The following is a 15,476-nucleotide window of genomic DNA, read 5'->3' on the forward strand; positions in this document are numbered from 1 at the left end:
AGCATGACCCGTGACGCCTACATCTGCGATGCGCTGCGCACCCCGTTCGGCCGCTACGGCGGCGCGCTGTCGGGCGTGCCGACGACGACCTGGCCGCGGTGCCGCTCGCGGCGCTGATGGCCCGCAACCCGCGGGTCGACTGGCAGGCCGTCGGCAACGTGATCCTGGGCTGCGCAAACCAGGCCGGCGAGGACAACCGCAACGTCGCGCGCATGGCCGGCCTGCTGGCAGGGCTTCCACTTGCGGACTCTCCGGAGTCCGCTTTTTTTGCCCTGCCGCGGCGAGATGTGAGTTCCTCCCGTGTTGAAGCGACGCTTCGCAAACTACCCCGACGGGTGGGCGTCGCTCCGCGAGCCTGAGGGATCATTTTCACAAGGCAGGCGCACGGTGACGACCGTGCAGTCCGCTTTTGCTGACGCCAGCCCCGGTCACGCGCATCGCCGCTGAACGGCAGAGCTGGCGGATCCGAAGACGTCGGCGCGATACGTCGCGCCGCGGCGCAATGCGGCCTCGCCGCGTCGGCGGGTCCCGTCCAACCGAACACAACGGAGCTCCTCGACATGCACTCATGGAAGGCCGTCCTGCGCCATGGCGCGACCCCACTGATCCTCGCAGCGACCCTGGCCTGCAGTCCCTGCGCATCGGCGGCGCCAGCGGCGCCTGTGAACGCCGCGCGACTGGCCGCCGCAGCCAAGGAACCCGCCAACTGGATGACGCACGGCGGCACCTACCAGGAGGCCCGCTACAGCCCGCTCGACCAGATCGACACCCGCAGCGTCGGACGACTGAAGCTGGCCTGGTACGGCGACTTCGACACCTCGCGCGGCCAGGAGGCCACGCCGTTGGTGATCGACGGCGTGATGTACACGACCTCGAGCTGGTCGAAGGTCTATGCCTACGATGCCGCCACTGGCAAGCCGCTGTGGCGCTACGACCCGAAGGTCCCCGGGGACCGTGGCGCCGACGCCTGCTGCGACGTGGTCAACCGCGGTGTCGCCGCGTGGAACGGCAAGGTCTACGTCGGTACCCTGGATGGCCGGCTCGAGGCACTGGACGCGAAGACCGGCAAGCTCGCGTGGTCCACCATCACGGTGGACCAGACCAGGCCGTACACGATCACCGGTGCGCCCCGGGTGGTGAAGGGCAAGGTCCTGATCGGCAATGGCGGCGCCGAGTACGGTGTGCGTGGCTACGTCAGCGCCTACGACGCGGAGACCGGCGCGCTGGCCTGGCGCTTCTACATGACGCCGAACCCCGAGAACAAGCCGGACGGTGCGGCCTCGGACGCGATCCTGATGAGCAAGGCCTACGGCACCTGGCACGACGGTGCCTGGAGGCAGACCGGCGGCGGCGGCACGCCGTGGGATGCCATCGTCTACGACGCCGACTTCGATCAGGTGATCATCGGCACCGGCAACGGCAACCCCTGGAGCTGGGAGCACCGCTCGGGCAGCAAGGGCGACAACCTGTTCCTGGGCTCGCTACTCGCGCTGGATGCCGACACGGGCGCCTACAAGTGGCACTACCAGGAGACCCCGAGCGAGAACTGGGACTTCACCTCCACGCAACCCATCATCCTGACCGAGCTGACGCTGCAGGGCCGCCAGCGCAAGGTGCTGCTCCATGCGCCGAAGAACGGCTTCTTCTACGTGGTCGACCGCAAGGACGGCCGGCTCATCTCGGCCGAGCCCTTCACCACGGTCAACTGGGCGACCGGCATCGACCTGAAGACCGGCCGCCCCATCGAAGCGCCCGGTGCCCGCTACGAGCGCACGAAGAAGTCGTTCTGGGCCATGCCGGGTCCGTTCGGCTCGCACAACTGGCATCCGATGGCGTTCAGCCCGAAGACCGGCCTCACCTACATCCCGGTGCAGGACGTGCCGCTCGACTACAACTACACACCCGACTTCAAGTACTCGGCACAGCGCGGCACGTGGAACACCGGCATCGAGGCCACCACCTTCGCCGGCCCCAGCAGCGAATCGCACCGGCGCTTGCTGGCCATGCAGACGCGCGGCGCGCTGGTGGCGTGGGACGCCGTCCGGCAGAAGGAGGCGTGGCGAGTCCAGCACGGCAACCTGGCCTCGGCGGGCGTGCTGGCGACCGGCGGCAACCTGGTGTTCCAGGGCACGCCCGATGGCCGGCTGGTGGCCTACACGGCCGACACGGGTCGGCAGGTGTGGAGCTGGCAGGGCTACGACGGGATCATCGCCGGGGCCATGACGTATGCGGTCGGTGGCGAACAGTACATCGCCGTCGTGGCCGGCTTCGGCGGATCGAACGCGCTGCACGCGCCGTTCGCTGTGGCGCCCAAGGTGGGGCTGCACGGGCGCATCCTGGCCTTCAAGCTCGATGGCAAGGCCATGCTGCCGGACAACAGCAGACCGCTCCTGCCTCCCAATGTGCCCGCGGAGACGTGGCCGGCCGAGACCGTGTCGCGCGGCGCCGCACTGTACGGAAACTGCGCGGCATGCCACGGCTTCGGCACCTATGCCGCCAACGTGATCCCCGACCTGCGCCGTTCGCCGATGCTGTCGGTCAAGACAGCCTGGGACGCCGTGGTGCTGGGTGGCGCGCTGGCGGACAAGGGCATGCCGAACTGGACAGGGCGCATCGCCGTCGAGGACGTCGAGGCGATCCGGGCCTATGTGGTGGATCGCGCACGCCAATTGAGGGACGACGAGGCAGCGGCCCGGGCTGCCGCCAAGGCCCGGGACTGAGGAAGCCGCGGCCCCGCGGACAACTCAGACGCCGCAGCCGGCCTCGATCGAGGCGCGCCCTTGCAGCGGCACCGGCGGCAGGATGCGGTAGCCGTAGCGCACCGCCGTCATCTCGGCCAGGATGCTGACCGCGATCTCCGGCGGCGTGCGCGCGCCGTTCTTCAGACCCACCGGCCCGTGCAGCCGCGCGAGCGCGGCGTCGCCGAGGCCGAAATGCTGCTTCAGCCGCTCGCAGCGCTTGCGCTGGTTGGCCTGCGAGCCGATCGCGCCCACGTAGAAGGCCTCCGACTGCAGCGCCTCCATCAGGGCCAGGTCGTCGAGCTTGGGGTCGTGCGTCAGCGCAACCACGGCGGTGTGGGCGTCGGGGCGCAGCGCCGTCACGGCGTCGTCGGGCATGCCGCTGACGAGCGTGGCGCCGGCAACGGCCCAGGCGGCGGCGTACTCCTCGCGCGGGTCGCAGATCAGCACCTCGTAGTCCAGCGCCAGCGCCATCGTCGCGAGGTAGTGCGTCAGCTGGCCGGCACCGATCAGCAGCAGGCGAAAGCCCGGTCCGAGCGTCGTCACCAGCGTCTCGTCGCTCAGCACCAGCACCTCGCCGGCGCCGGCGCTGTCCGCCAGCTCGACCCGCCCGTCGGCCAGGTGCAGCGTGCGCGTCACCCGGCCACCGCGCTCCAGGCGGGCCAGCAAGTCGTCGATGGCGCTGCGTGCGGCGATGGTTTCCACCACCAGTTCCAGCGATCCGCCGCACGGAAGTCCGAAGCGCGCCGCCTCGTCACCTGTAACGCCGTAGCACACTTTTTCCGGGCGATCCGCGGCAATCGACGTGCCGCGCACGCGCTCGATCAGGTCGTCCTCGATACAGCCGCCCGACACGGAGCCGCTCACCAGCCCGTCGCCGCGCACGGCGACGACCGAGCCGACCGGTCGCGGCGCCGAGCCCCAGGTGCGCGTCACCGTCGCGAGCACGACGCGATGGCCCGCATTGCACCAGTCGCGCACCGTCCTGATCACCTGCAGATCGACGTTGTCCATGTTGCCTGTCCGTGGAGTCGCATCGTGAAACGCCGTGGGGGCAACGTCGACCGCGCGCTTCTCCTTATGAATCGTTTCGCCGAACTCGACCCGCCAACCAATGCAATCAATTGCATAAGGGTTTCCTGCGATGAGCCAAACGCCAACAGCCTCGCCACACTGTCCGGATCGACACACCAAGGCACGAGGGACATGCGATGAGTCAAACGCTGAAACTGACGGTGAACGGGCGCTCGGTGGAGCGCGAGGTCGAGCCGGCCACGCTGCTGGTGCACTTCATCCGCGACACGCTGCGCCTCACCGGCACCCACGTGGGCTGCGACACGGCGCAGTGCGGCGCCTGCACGGTGCACCTCGACGGCCGCGCGGTGAAGAGCTGCAACATGCTGGCGGTGCAGGCCGCCGGCCACGCGGTGACCACGATCGAGGGTGTGGCCGCCGCCGACGGCACGATGCACCCGATGCAGGCCGCCTTCAAGGAGTGCCATGGCCTGCAATGCGGCTACTGCACGCCCGGCATGGTGATGAGCTCGATCGACCTGGTGACCCACCACGACCACGGCAGCGAGCACAAGATCCGCGAGCACCTCGAAGGCAATTTCTGCCGCTGCACCGGCTACCAGAACATCGTCAAGGCGGTCCAGGTGGGCGCCAAGGGCATGGGCGTCTGAGCCCCGTCACCCCCAGGAGACCTTCACCATGAACGCACGCCAGGGTTTCATCGGCCAGCCGGTCCAGCGCAAGGAAGACGCGCGCTTCCTCACCGGCCGCGGCCAGTACACCGACGACATGATCCAGCACGGGCAGACCTATGCCTACTTCCTGCGCTCGCCGTATGCGCACGCCCGGATCAAGGGCATCGCGATCGACGCGGCGAAGGCCGCGCCGGGCGTGCTGGGCGTCTACACCGGCGCCGACTTCCGCAACGTCGGCGGCCTGCCCTGCGGCTGGCTGATCACCAGCGTCGACGGCACGCCGATGAAGGAGCCCAAGCACCCGATCCTGTGCGACGACAAGGCGCTCTACGTCGGCGATGCGGTCGCGCTGGTGGTGGCCGAGACCTATGCGCAGGCCAAGGAAGCCGCGGCGCTGATCGAGGTCGACTACGACGAACTGGTGCCGGTGGTCGACACCGCGCGCGCCAAGAACGCCGGCAGCAGCGTGCACGAGTCGGCGCCCGACAACGTCTGCTACACCTGGACCATCGGCGACCGCGCCGACGTGGACGCCGCGGTGGCCGCCGCGCCGCACGTGAGCAAGCTCTCGTTCCGCAACAACCGGCTGATCCCGAACGCGATCGAGCCGCGCTGCGCGAACGCCGTCTACAACCCCAGCGACGAAAGCTACACGCTGCACGTCGCCAACCAGAACCCGCACGTGGAGCGGTTGCTGATGTGCGCCTTCGTGCTCGGCATCCCCGAGCACAAGATGCGCGTGGTGGCGCCCGACGTGGGCGGCGGCTTCGGCTCCAAGATCTTCCTGTACGCAGAGGAAACCGCGATCACCTGGGCCAGCAAGCATGTCGGCCGCCCGATCAAGTGGACCGCCGACCGCAGCGAGGCCTTCTTGACCGACGCGCACGGCCGCGACCACGTGACCACTGCCGAGCTGGCCACTGACAAGGACGGCCGCTTCCTCGCGCTGCGCGTGCACACCACGGCCAACCTCGGCGCCTACCTGTCGACCTTCGCGTCCAGCGTGCCGACCATCCTGTACGCGACCCTGCTGGCCGGCCAGTACGCCACGCCGAAGATCTTCTGCGAGGTGATCGGCGTGTTCACCAACACCGCACCGGTCGATGCCTACCGGGGCGCCGGCCGGCCCGAGGCCACCTATGTCGTCGAGCGCATGGTCGAGACCGCGGCCAGGGACCTGGGCATCGATCCGGCCGAGATCCGCCGCCGCAACTTCATCAAGACCTTCCCGTACGCCACGCCGGTCGGGCTGACCTACGACACCGGCGACTTCGACACCATGCTCACGCGTGGCCAGGAACTCGCCGACGTGGCCGGCTTCGCGGCGCGCCGCGCGGCCAGCGAAGCGAAGGGCCTGAAGCGCGGCCTCGGCTACTCGGCCTACATCGAGGCCTGCGGGCTGGCGCCGAGCAACATCGCCGGCGCGCTGGGCGCGCGCGCGGGCCTGTTCGAGGCCGGCGAAGTGCGCGTGCACCCGACCGGCAAGGTGACGGTCTTCACCGGCAGCCACAGCCACGGCCAGGGCCACGAGACCACCTTCGCGCAGATCGTCGCCGACAAGCTGGGCATCCCGCTCGACGACGTGAACATCGAGCACGGCGACACCGCCAAGGTGCTGTTCGGCATGGGCACCTACGGCTCGCGCTCGCTGTCGGTGGGCGGCACCGCGATCGTCAAGGCGGTCGACAAGGTGATCGCCAAGGGCAAGAAGATCGCCGCCCACCTGATGGAGGCCGCCGACACCGACGTGGAGTTCGAGGACGGCGTGTTCAAGGTGGCGGGCACCGACAAGAGCGTGCCCTTCGCCTCGGTATCGCTGACAGCCTACGTGCCGCACAACTACCCGCTCGACAAGCTGGAGCCGGGCTTGAACGAGAACGCCTTCTACGACCCCACCAACTTCACCTACCCGTCGGGCACCTACATCTGCGAGGTCGAGGTGGATCCGCTGACCGGCGTGGTGCGGATCGAGCGCTTCACCGCCGTCGACGACTTCGGCAACATCGTCAACCCGATGATCGTCGAGGGCCAGGTGCACGGCGGCCTGGCGCAGGGCATCGGCCAGGCGCTGCTGGAGCACGGCCAATACGACACCGACAGCGGCCAGCTGCTGACCGGCAGCTACATGGACTACGCGATGCCGCGCGCCGACGACCTGCCGCACTTCGTGGTCGAGACCTCGAAGGGCACGCCCTGCACCCACAACCCGCTGGGCGTGAAGGGCTGCGGCGAGGCCGGTGCGATCGGCTCGCCGCCGGCAGTGATCAACGCGATCTGCGACGCGCTGGGCCTGCGCGACATGCCGATGCCCGCCACCCCACACACCGTGTGGCAAGCCATGCAATCCCGCACGCGCTGAGCGCCGCAAGGGGAGGAACCATCATGCAAGCATTCGCCTACCAGACCCCCGCCACAGTGGCCGACGCCGTGAAGGCGGCCGGCGCCGACAACGCCAAGCTGATGGCCGGCGGCCAGTCGCTGCTCGGCTCGATGAAGCTCGACCTCGCGGCGCCGGACGCGATCGTCGACCTGGGCGCCATCGCCGAACTCAAGGGCATCAAGGTCGACGCGAAGAGCGTGACCATCGGCGCGATGACCTCGCACGCCGCCGTGGCCGCTTCGGCCGAAGTGAAGAAGGCCATTCCGGCGCTGGCCGAGCTGGCCGGCAAGATCGGCGACCGCCAGGTGCGCAACCGAGGCACGATCGGCGGCAGCCTCGCCAACAACGACCCGGCGGCCTGCTACCCCGCCGCCACGCTGGGGCTGGGCGCCACGGTCACCACCGACCGCCGCAGCATCCCGGCCGACCAGTTCTTCAAGGGCCTGTACGAGACCGCGCTGGCCGAAGGCGAGATCATCACGTCGGTGAGCTTCCCGATCCCCGAGAAGGCGGGCTGGCAGAAGTTCAACCAGCCGGCCTCGCGCTTCTCGATCGTCGGCGTGTTCGTCAGCAAGGGCCCGCAGGGCGTGCGCGTGGCGGTGACCGGCGCGGGCGCCGGCGTGATGCGCGTGAAGGCCCTGGAAGACAAGCTCGCGGCCAGCTGGTCGGCCGCCGCCTGCAACGGCGTGAAGGTCAGCGCCGAGGGCCTGAGCACCGACCTGCACGGCTCGGCCGAGTACCGCGCCGCGCTGATCCCGGTGCTCGCCGGGCGGGCGGTGGCGGCGTCTTGACCCGACCCTCACCCCAATCCTCTCCCGCCGGCGGGAGAGGGCCTCGCGTTTGCGCATGAGTACCGCCCTCCCCACCAGCATCGACGACACCGCCGCCCGCCTGCAGGCGCACGGCTATATCGCCGATCGCCAGCTCGCCACCGCGCTGCACCTCGCGCTGCGGCTGCAGCGCCCGTTGTTCCTCGAGGGCGAGCCGGGCACCGGCAAGACCGAGATCGCCAAGACCGTGGCGGCGATGCTGGGCCGCCCGCTGATCCGCCTGCAATGCCACGAGGGCCTGGACCTCGCCGGGGCCGCCTACGAATGGAACTACCCGCGGCAGATGATCGAGATCCGCCTCGCCGAGCGCGACGGCGCGACGCGCGAGCAACTCGCGACCGACCTGTTCTCGCCGCGCTTCCTGACGCAGCGCGCGCTGCTGCAGGCCATCGATCCGGCCCAGCCGGTGCCACCGGTGCTGCTGATCGATGAACTGGACCGCGCCGACGAGCCCTTCGAGGCCTACCTGCTGGAGGTGCTGTCGGACTTCCAGATCACCATCCCCGAGCTGGGCACGGTGAAGGCGAAGGAGCCGCCGATCGTCGTGCTGACCAGCAACCGCACACGCGAGGTGCACGACGCGGTGAAGCGGCGCTGCCTCTACCACTGGGTCGGTTTTCCCGACGCCGAACGCGAACTCGCGATCCTGCGCCAGCGCGTGCCGGGCGCGAGCGAGGCGCTGTCGCGCCAGATCGTCGCCTTCATCCAGGCGCTGCGCGGCGCCGACCTGTTCAAGCTGCCCGGCATCGCCGAGACCATCGAATGGAGTCGCGCGCTGCTGGAACTCGATGCGCTGCAGCTCGACCCCGAGACCGTGAACAACACGCTGGGCGTGCTGCTCAAGTACCAGGACGACATCGCCAAGGTGCAGGGCTCCGAGGCCGCGCGGCTGGTGGAGCAGGTGCGCGCAGCCTTGCGCGGCTGACGTCGCGATGCCGGGCCACTGACGCCAGATGCTCCCGCCCGCCGCGCTCGACACCCTGCCCGGCCACCTGGCCGCCAACGTGATGCACTTCGCCCGCGTGCTGCGCACCGCCGGCCTGCCGGTGGGGCAGGACCGCGTGCAGCTGGCGTTGCGCGCGCTGCCGCTGTCGGGCCTGGCGAGCCGGCGCGACTTCCATGCCACGCTGCAGGCCTGCTTCATCGGGCGGCCCGAGCAGCGCGTGCTGTTCGACCAGGCCTTCCACATCTTCTGGCGCGACCCCGACCTGCTGGGCCGCGTGATGGCGATGCTGCTGCCGCGCGTGCAGGGCCCCGAGAAGGGTCCGCCGCCCCCCGAGAACCGCCGGCTCGCCGCGGCGCTGTTCCCGCAACAGCCTCCGCGGCGCGATGCCCCGCCTCCGAAGGAACAGCTCGACATCGAGGCCACGCTGACCTGGTCGGATCGCGAGCTGCTGCGCAAGGCCGACTTCGACACGATGACGCCCGACGAGTGGCGCGAGGCGCAGCGCCTGCTGCAGGCGATGGAGCGCTTCGCCGAGCCGCTGCGCACGCGCCGCACGCAGCCGGCGTCGCGGCCCGGCCGGGCCGACTGGCGCGCCACCGTGCAGGCGATGGCTCGCAACGGCGACGACTGGCAGATGCGCTGGCGCACACCACGCACGCGGCCGGCGCCGATCGTGGTGCTGGCCGACATCTCCGGCTCGATGAGCCGTTACTCGCGCATGCTGCTGCACTTCGCGCACGCGATGGGCCGCAGCGACGTGCACGTGCACAGTTTCGTGTTCGGCACGCGGCTCACGCCGATCAGCCGCGTGCTGGCACAGCGCGATCCCGACATCGCGGTGGCGCAGGTGGTGCGCCAGGTGGCCGACTGGTCGGGCGGCACGCGCATCACCGCCTGCCTGCACGACTTCAACCGCCACTGGTCGCGCCGCGTGCTCGGCGGCGGCGCGACGGTGCTGCTGATCTCCGACGGCCTGGAGCACGGCGACACCGAGGCGCTGCGCTTCGAGATGGAGCGCCTGCACAAGAGCTGCCGGCGCCTGGTGTGGCTGAACCCGCTGCTACGCTACGCCGGCTTCGAGCCGCGCGCCGCCGGCATCCGCGCGATGCTGCCGCACGTGGACCACTTCCTGCCCGCGCACAACCTCGACAGCCTGGCCGACCTGGCGCGCGTGCTCGCGTCGGCGCCGGCGCGGCGCGGCCCGTCGCGCGAAACTTCACGGCTCACTTCTTCACCGCTTCCCGCCCCGACCTGAGAGACCGACGCCATGCAACTCACCAGCCAGCAAGCCCTGCCCGTTTCGCAAGCGATCGCCTGGGAAGCGCTGAACGACACCGCCATCCTGCAGGCTGCGATCCCCGGCTGCGAGTCGATCACCGCGACCGGCGAGAACGCCTACGACGTGGCGCTCACCGCCGCCATCGGCCCGGTCAAGGCCAAGTTCAAGGGCAAGCTGCTGCTGTCGGACCTGCAGCCACCGACCTCCTACGTCATCAACTTCGAGGGCCAGGGCGGCACCGCCGGCCACGGCAAGGGCCAGGCCACCGTGCGGCTGGAGTCGACCGGACCGAACACCACGCTGCTGCACTACACGGCCACCGCCTCGGTGGGCGGCAAGATCGCGCAGATCGGCTCGCGGCTGATCGACATGGCGGCGCAGAAGATGGCTGGCGAGTTCTTCACCGCCTTCGAGCAGCAGCTGGCGGCGCGTTATCCGGCGGCGGCCGACGAGGCCACTCCGGCCGCCCCGGCATCGCCACCGGGAGCGTGGGCGCGCCTCGTGGCCTGGTTCAAGCGGTTGTTCGGTTGAGGTTTTTTTGCGCCGAGGAGTGGGCGCTGAGGCGGGCCACTGTGTTGCGTTCATGTCCCCCGGGCCGCGCTCGCGCCCGGCCCTCCTCCTTTACTTCACTCCACACAGCGACCCACCTCGGCGCTCACCACCACCGCGATCGTCATAGGTCTCTAGACCGGACCGCGGCCTGCGGTGGACTCGCCTGTCGACGGGGACGCCGGGTGAGCGGCGCAGTGAAGTAAAGGAGGAGCGGTCGGCCCGCAGGGCCGGCCGCGGGGGACATGAACGGAGCCGCTCGCCCGGCGGCCGCGACGGCACCGCGCGGGCGAGGCAAACCTCAGCCCCCGAGCCGCCCCGCCGCCCTCACCACCAGCTCCCGCGGCACGCTGCCCGCATCGGCCAGCGCATCCAGCGCTGCCAGCGCGATGTGCGCGCGGTCCACCTCGAAGTGGCGGCGCAGCTGCTCACGGGTGTCGCTGCGGCCGAAGCCGTCGGTGCCCAGCGCCACGAAGCGCGAGGCCTCGAGGTAGGGCGCGATCAGCTGCGGCCACGCGCGCACGTAGTCGCTCGCCGCCACCACCGGCGCCGTGCCGGCCAGGCACTGCGCGACGTGGCTGGTGCGGCGCGGCGCCTGCGGCTGCAGGCGGTTGTGGCGCTCGGCCTCGATCGCGTCGCGCTGCAGCTCGCTGTAGCTGGTGGCGCTCCACACTTCGGCCTCGACGCAGTAGTCGCTGCGCAGCAGCTCGGCCGCGGCCAGCACCTCGCGCAGGATCGCACCCGAGCCGAGCAGGCGCACCTGTGCGGCCTTCTTGCCCTGCGCCGGCTGGAAGCGGTACAGGCCCTTCAGCACGCCGGCCGCCGCACCCTCGGGCAGCGAGGGGTTGGCGTAGTTCTCGTTCATCAGCAGCAGGTAGAAGAATTCGTCGGCCTGCTCCTCGAGCATGCGGCGCATGCCGTGCTCCACGATCACCGCCACCTCGCCCGCGAAGGCCGGGTCCCAGGTGCGGCAGTTGGGCACGGTCGACGCCTGCAGCGGGCTGGAGCCGTCCTGGTGCTGCAGGCCCTCGCCGCCCAGCGTGGTGCGGCCCGCGGTGGCGCCGAGCAGGAAGCCGCGCGCGCGCTGGTCGGCCGCGGCCCAGATCAGGTCGCCCACGCGCTGGAAGCCGAACATCGAGTAGTAGATGTAGAACGGCAGCATCGGCACGCCGTGCACGCTGTAGCTGGTGGCCGCGGCCACCCAGGAGCTCAGCGCACCGGCCTCGCTGATGCCCTCCTCCAGGATCTGGCCATCGGTGGCCTCGCGATAGCTGAGCACCGAGCCGATGTCCTCGGGCTCGTAGTTCTGGCCGAGGTTGGAGTAGATGCCGATCTGCTTGAACAGGTTGGCCATGCCGAAGGTGCGCGCCTCGTCGGCGACGATGGGCACGATGCGCGGGCCGAGCTGCGCGTCCTTCAGCAGCCCGGTGAGCATGCGCACGAAGGCCATCGTGGTGCTCATCTCCTTGCCGTTGGCATTCAGCGCGAAGTCGCCCCAGCGCTCGACCGGCGGCACCACCAGCTGCGGCGCCTGCGCCACGCGCGCCGGGATATGGCCGCCCAGCGCGGCGCGGCGCGCGTGCAGGTAGCGCATCTCCGGGCTGTCGTCGGCCGGCTTGAAGAATTCCAGGTTCGCCGCCTGCTCGTCACTCAACGGCAGCGCGAAGCGGTTGCGGAAGGCGATCAGGTCGTCGCGGTCGAGCTTCTTCTGCTGGTGGGTGGTCATGCGGCCCTGCCCGGCCTCGCCCATGCCGTAGCCCTTCTTGGTCTGCGCCAGGATCACCACCGGCCGGCCGCGGCATTGCTCGGCCGCGGCGTAGGCGGCGTGGATCTTCACCATGTCGTGACCGCCGCGGCGCAGCCGGTCGATCTGCTCGTCGGTGAGGCCCTGCGCCAGCGCGGCGAGCTCGGCGTTCTGGCCGAAGAAGTGCTCGCGGTTGTAGCGGCCGTCCTTCGCGGCGAAGGTCTGGAACTGGCCGTCCACGGTGCCGGCGAAGGCCTTGCGCAGCGCGCCGTTGGCATCGCGCGCGAACAGCCCGTCCCAGTCGGAACCCCACACCAGCTTGATCACGTGCCAGCCGGCGCCGGCGAACAGCGCCTCCAGCTCGTCGATGATGCGGCCGTTGCCGCGCACCGGGCCGTCCAGGCGCTGCAGGTTGCAGTTGATCACCCAGGTGAGGTTGTCGAGTTTCTCGCGCGCGGCGAGCGTGAGCGCGCTCATGCTCTCGGGCTCGTCCATCTCGCCGTCACCGAACACGCCCCAGACGCGGCGGCCCTCGGTCTGCAGCAGCCCGCGGTGCTGCAGGTAGCGCATGAAGCGCGCCTGGTAGATCGAGCTGATCGGGCCGATGCCCATCGAACCGGTAGGGAACTGCCAGAACTCGGGCATCAGCCACGGATGCGGGTAGCTCGACAGTCCCTGCGCGCCCACCGCCGGCGCCGCGAGCTCCTGCCGGTAGTGCGCGAGGTCGGCCTCGCTCAGGCGGCCCTCGAGGAAGGCGCGCGCGTAGACGCCGGGCGCCGAGTGCGGCTGGTAGAACACCAGGTCGCCACCCTGCTGCGCATTGCGCGCGCGGAAGAAGTGGTTGAAGCCCACCTCGAACAGGTCGGCCGCGCTCGCGTAGCTGGCGATGTGGCCGCCGAGTTCGCCATAGGCCTGATTGGCGCGCACCACCATCGCCAGCGCGTTCCAGCGCATCAGCGAGGCCAGCCGTTCCTCGATTGCCAGGTCACCAGGGAACGCCGGCTGGCGCTCGACCGGGATGGTGTTGACGTAGGGCGAGCCGCCATGCGGCTGCCAGGCGATGGCCGGCTCGCTGGCCAGCGCGGCCAGCTGGTCGAGCAGGAAACGCGCGCGCGCCGGACCGCCGGCGGCCAGCACCGCGGACAGCGCATCACGCCATTCGGCGGTCTCGGCGGGGTCGGTGTCGGCAACACCGGCCACGGCATCGGTGCCGGCGGCCTGGAACTGCAAGGGTTCGAAAACGTGGGTCATGGCGCGGCTCCTGAAGCCTGCACTGTGCGCCGTTCTCGGCGGCAGAAGCGGCTGCAATCGGATGCCTCAGACGACCAGTACCGCATAAAGTGCTGCCAATCCGCACTTTCACAGCATCATGAAACCCGACGCCCTGGACCTGCGCATCCTCGCCGAACTGCAGCGTGACAGCAGCCTGTCGAACGTGGAGCTGGCGCGCCGCGTGCACCTGTCGCCCTCGCCTTGCCTCGCGCGGGTGCGCGCGCTGGAGGCGGCCGGCGTGATCCGCCACTACGTCGCGCTGCTCGACCCGGCGCCGCTGGGCCTGCACCTCAACGTCTTCATCTCGATCAGCCTGAAGCAGCAGAACCGCGCCGCGCTGGAGGCCTTCGAGGCCAGCGTGTGCGCGCGCGACGAGGTGATGGAGTGCTACCTGATGACCGGCGACGCCGACTACCTGCTGCGTGTGGCAGTGGCCGACATGGCGGCGCTGGAGCGCTTCATCCTCGAGCAGCTGTCGCCGATCGCGCAGGTGGAGAAGATCCGCTCGAGCTTCGCGTTGAAGCAGGTGCGCTACAAGACGGCGCTGCCGCTGGGCGCCGGCGCCTGAGCAGGCGTCAGCCCCGTCGCAGCGGCCGCGCGTGCCCGGCGGTCCTGCCGCAACGCGACGCCGAACACCACCAGCCCGCCCAGCGCGAGCAGGGCGCCCACCCAGCCGGTCGAGGTCCAGCCCAGGCCGGCCGCGATGGCCACGCCGCCCAGCCAGGCGCCGAGCGCATTGGCCATGTTGAAGGCCGAGTGGTTCAGCGCAGCGGCCAGCGTCTGCGCGTCGCCGGCCACGTCCATCAGCCGGATCTGCAGCGCCGGCGCGAGGGCCACCACGGTGCCGACCAGGAACACGCTGGCCGCCGCACTGAGCACGTGATGCGCCGTGAACACGAAGGCACCGAGCACCAGCGCGCTCCACACCAGCAGGCCGGCGATCGTGCGCATCAGCGCCTTGTCGGCGAGCCGTGATCCGACCAGGTTGCCCACCACCATGCCCAGCCCGAACAGCGCCAGCACCGCCGGCACCGCGTCGACGGACAGGCCGGCCACCTCGGTCAGCGTCGGCTTGATGTAGCTGAACACCGCGAACATGCCGCCGAAGCCGATGGCGCCGATGCCCAGCGTGAGCCACACCTGGGGCCGCGCCAGCGCGCCCAGTTCGCGCAGCGGGCTGGCGCCGTGCGCTGCCGGCAGGTCGGGCACGCCGCGGCGCACCAGCACGCACGCCACCGCGGCGATCGCGCCGACCAGCACGAAGGCGGCCCGCCAGCCCCAGTGCTGGCCGAGCCAGGCCGCGATCGGCACACCGACCAGCGTGGCGCCGGTGAGGCCCAGCATGACCAGGCCGACCGCGCTCGCGCGGCGATCGGGCGGCGCCAGCGACGCGGCCACCAGCGCGGCCACGCCGAAGTAGGTGCCGTGCGGCAGGCCGGCAACGAAGCGCAGCGCGTTCAGCGACAGATAGCCCGGCGCCATCGCGCTGGCGAAGTTGCCCAGTGCGAACAGCGCCATCAGTGCCATCAGCAGCGCCCGCCGCGGCCAGCTGGCCGCCAGCACCGCGAGCACCGGCGCGCCGACCACCACGCCGAGCGCATAGGCGCTGATCACGTGCCCGGCCTGCGGGATGCTCACGCCCAGGTCGCTGGCGACCTCGGGCAGCAGGCCCATGATCACGAACTCGCCGGTGCCGATCGCGAAGCCGCCGACGCCGAGCGCGATGATGGCCGTCCAGAACTGCCGGTCGCGGGGGGCCGCGGGCACGGCCGCGTGGGGCGCGACGGCCGGCGCCGCTGTCGAGGGGACGGGGTTCATCGCGCGCATTGTGTTGCGGCGCAACAAGCCGTGGGCGCGGCGGGCCTTTTGTGCCCGCCTGCGGCGCGGTCTACTCGCGCGGCCGGTGCCTGAAGCGCGCCAGCAGCGCCCCAGCCTCGCCGACGAGTCCCCTGCGGAAGGCGAGGACGCAGACGATGAAGATGAGGCCGGTGACGAGGGTGACGGCCTCGCCCAGGCCGTTGAACCAGGC

General features: G+C 70.6%; 11 protein-coding genes and 2 pseudogenes. 9 read left to right on the top strand and 4 right to left on the bottom strand.

What is annotated here, in order from left to right; genetic code table 11:
* Nucleotides 1-3: 3 nt before the first annotated feature.
* Both ASC67_RS20155 and ASC67_RS05530 read left to right on the top strand, forming a co-directional pair.
* Nucleotides 4-239 (top strand): annotated as a pseudogene (locus ASC67_RS20155) (3-oxoadipyl-CoA thiolase); the annotation flags it as partial.
* A 321-nt stretch (nucleotides 240-560) separates the two neighbouring features.
* Nucleotides 561-2,720 carry a PQQ-dependent dehydrogenase, methanol/ethanol family gene (locus ASC67_RS05530; protein WP_056316221.1) on the top strand — a complete coding sequence of 720 codons (2,160 nt, stop codon included), beginning with the start codon at nucleotides 561-563 and terminating at the stop codon, nucleotides 2,718-2,720.
* A gap of 24 nt (nucleotides 2,721-2,744) precedes the next feature.
* Here ASC67_RS05530 and ASC67_RS05535 read toward each other — a convergent pair whose 3' ends face one another.
* Complete coding sequence (locus ASC67_RS05535; protein WP_056316223.1) at nucleotides 2,745-3,752, bottom strand: XdhC family protein; 1,008 nt, start codon at nucleotides 3,750-3,752, stop codon at nucleotides 2,745-2,747.
* A gap of 197 nt (nucleotides 3,753-3,949) precedes the next feature.
* On the opposite strand from ASC67_RS05535, the gene ASC67_RS05540 reads away from it, so the two are divergent.
* Genes ASC67_RS05540 through ASC67_RS05565 form a run of 6 tightly spaced genes read left to right on the top strand, consistent with a single transcriptional unit; the run spans nucleotide 3,950 to nucleotide 10,413 of the window.
* Nucleotides 3,950-4,423 (top strand): (2Fe-2S)-binding protein, encoded by a 474-nt coding sequence (locus tag ASC67_RS05540; RefSeq protein ID WP_056316226.1) that lies wholly within the window; start codon nucleotides 3,950-3,952, stop codon nucleotides 4,421-4,423.
* 28 nt (nucleotides 4,424-4,451) lie between these two features.
* The gene (locus tag ASC67_RS05545; protein WP_056316229.1) at nucleotides 4,452-6,806 is read left to right on the top strand and encodes a xanthine dehydrogenase family protein molybdopterin-binding subunit; all 2,355 of its coding nucleotides are present in this window, start codon (nucleotides 4,452-4,454) and stop codon (nucleotides 6,804-6,806) included.
* Nucleotides 6,807-6,829: 23 nt separating this feature from the next.
* Nucleotides 6,830-7,618, top strand: a complete 789-nt coding sequence (locus ASC67_RS05550) for a xanthine dehydrogenase family protein subunit M (protein ID WP_056316233.1) — start codon at nucleotides 6,830-6,832, stop codon at nucleotides 7,616-7,618.
* Nucleotides 7,619-7,673: 55 nt separating this feature from the next.
* Nucleotides 7,674-8,582: a MoxR family ATPase gene (locus ASC67_RS05555; protein ID WP_056316236.1), complete on the top strand. Its 909-nt coding sequence runs from the start codon at nucleotides 7,674-7,676 to the stop codon at nucleotides 8,580-8,582.
* Between the two features lie 28 nt (nucleotides 8,583-8,610).
* Nucleotides 8,611-9,858 (top strand): VWA domain-containing protein, encoded by a 1,248-nt coding sequence (locus ASC67_RS05560; RefSeq protein ID WP_056316239.1) that lies wholly within the window; start codon nucleotides 8,611-8,613, stop codon nucleotides 9,856-9,858.
* Between the two features lie 12 nt (nucleotides 9,859-9,870).
* A complete protein-coding gene (locus tag ASC67_RS05565; protein WP_056316243.1) occupies nucleotides 9,871-10,413 on the top strand; it encodes a CoxG family protein in 543 nt (180 codons plus the stop codon).
* Nucleotides 10,414-10,732: 319 nt separating this feature from the next.
* Here the strand turns inward: ASC67_RS05565 and mdeB are convergent, their stop codons facing one another.
* Nucleotides 10,733-13,426 carry an alpha-ketoglutarate dehydrogenase gene (gene mdeB / locus ASC67_RS05570; protein WP_082535847.1) on the bottom strand — a complete coding sequence of 898 codons (2,694 nt, stop codon included), beginning with the start codon at nucleotides 13,424-13,426 and terminating at the stop codon, nucleotides 10,733-10,735.
* Nucleotides 13,427-13,544: 118 nt separating this feature from the next.
* On the opposite strand from mdeB, the gene ASC67_RS05575 reads away from it, so the two are divergent.
* On the top strand, nucleotides 13,545-14,015 hold the full coding sequence (locus ASC67_RS05575; protein WP_056316246.1) for an Lrp/AsnC family transcriptional regulator: 471 nt from the start codon (nucleotides 13,545-13,547) through the stop codon (nucleotides 14,013-14,015).
* On the opposite strand, the gene ASC67_RS05580 is transcribed toward ASC67_RS05575, so the two are convergent.
* Nucleotides 13,979-15,274 (bottom strand): MFS transporter, encoded by a 1,296-nt coding sequence (locus ASC67_RS05580; RefSeq protein WP_056316249.1) that lies wholly within the window; start codon nucleotides 15,272-15,274, stop codon nucleotides 13,979-13,981. The genes ASC67_RS05575 and ASC67_RS05580 overlap by 37 nt on opposite strands.
* 61 nt (nucleotides 15,275-15,335) lie before the next feature.
* Nucleotides 15,336-15,476 (bottom strand): annotated as a pseudogene (locus tag ASC67_RS20765) (branched-chain amino acid ABC transporter permease); the annotation flags it as partial.

Source organism: Methylibium sp. Root1272 (assembly GCF_001425905.1).
Lineage (GTDB): Bacteria > Pseudomonadota > Gammaproteobacteria > Burkholderiales > Burkholderiaceae_C > Methylibium.

Coding starts and splice junctions, on each gene's coding strand:
- ASC67_RS05560 (WP_056316239.1), top strand. CDS start 8,611: ATGCTCCCGCCCGCCGCGCTCGACACCCTGCCCGGCCACCTGGCCGCC.
- ASC67_RS05535 (WP_056316223.1), bottom strand. CDS start 3,752: ATGGACAACGTCGATCTGCAGGTGATCAGGACGGTGCGCGACTGGTGC.
- ASC67_RS05565 (WP_056316243.1), top strand. CDS start 9,871: ATGCAACTCACCAGCCAGCAAGCCCTGCCCGTTTCGCAAGCGATCGCC.
- ASC67_RS05555 (WP_056316236.1), top strand. CDS start 7,674: ATGAGTACCGCCCTCCCCACCAGCATCGACGACACCGCCGCCCGCCTG.
- ASC67_RS05550 (WP_056316233.1), top strand. CDS start 6,830: ATGCAAGCATTCGCCTACCAGACCCCCGCCACAGTGGCCGACGCCGTG.
- ASC67_RS05540 (WP_056316226.1), top strand. CDS start 3,950: ATGAGTCAAACGCTGAAACTGACGGTGAACGGGCGCTCGGTGGAGCGC.
- mdeB (WP_082535847.1), bottom strand. CDS start 13,426: ATGACCCACGTTTTCGAACCCTTGCAGTTCCAGGCCGCCGGCACCGAT.
- ASC67_RS05545 (WP_056316229.1), top strand. CDS start 4,452: ATGAACGCACGCCAGGGTTTCATCGGCCAGCCGGTCCAGCGCAAGGAA.
- ASC67_RS05530 (WP_056316221.1), top strand. CDS start 561: ATGCACTCATGGAAGGCCGTCCTGCGCCATGGCGCGACCCCACTGATC.
- ASC67_RS05580 (WP_056316249.1), bottom strand. CDS start 15,274: ATGCGCGCGATGAACCCCGTCCCCTCGACAGCGGCGCCGGCCGTCGCG.
- ASC67_RS05575 (WP_056316246.1), top strand. CDS start 13,545: ATGAAACCCGACGCCCTGGACCTGCGCATCCTCGCCGAACTGCAGCGT.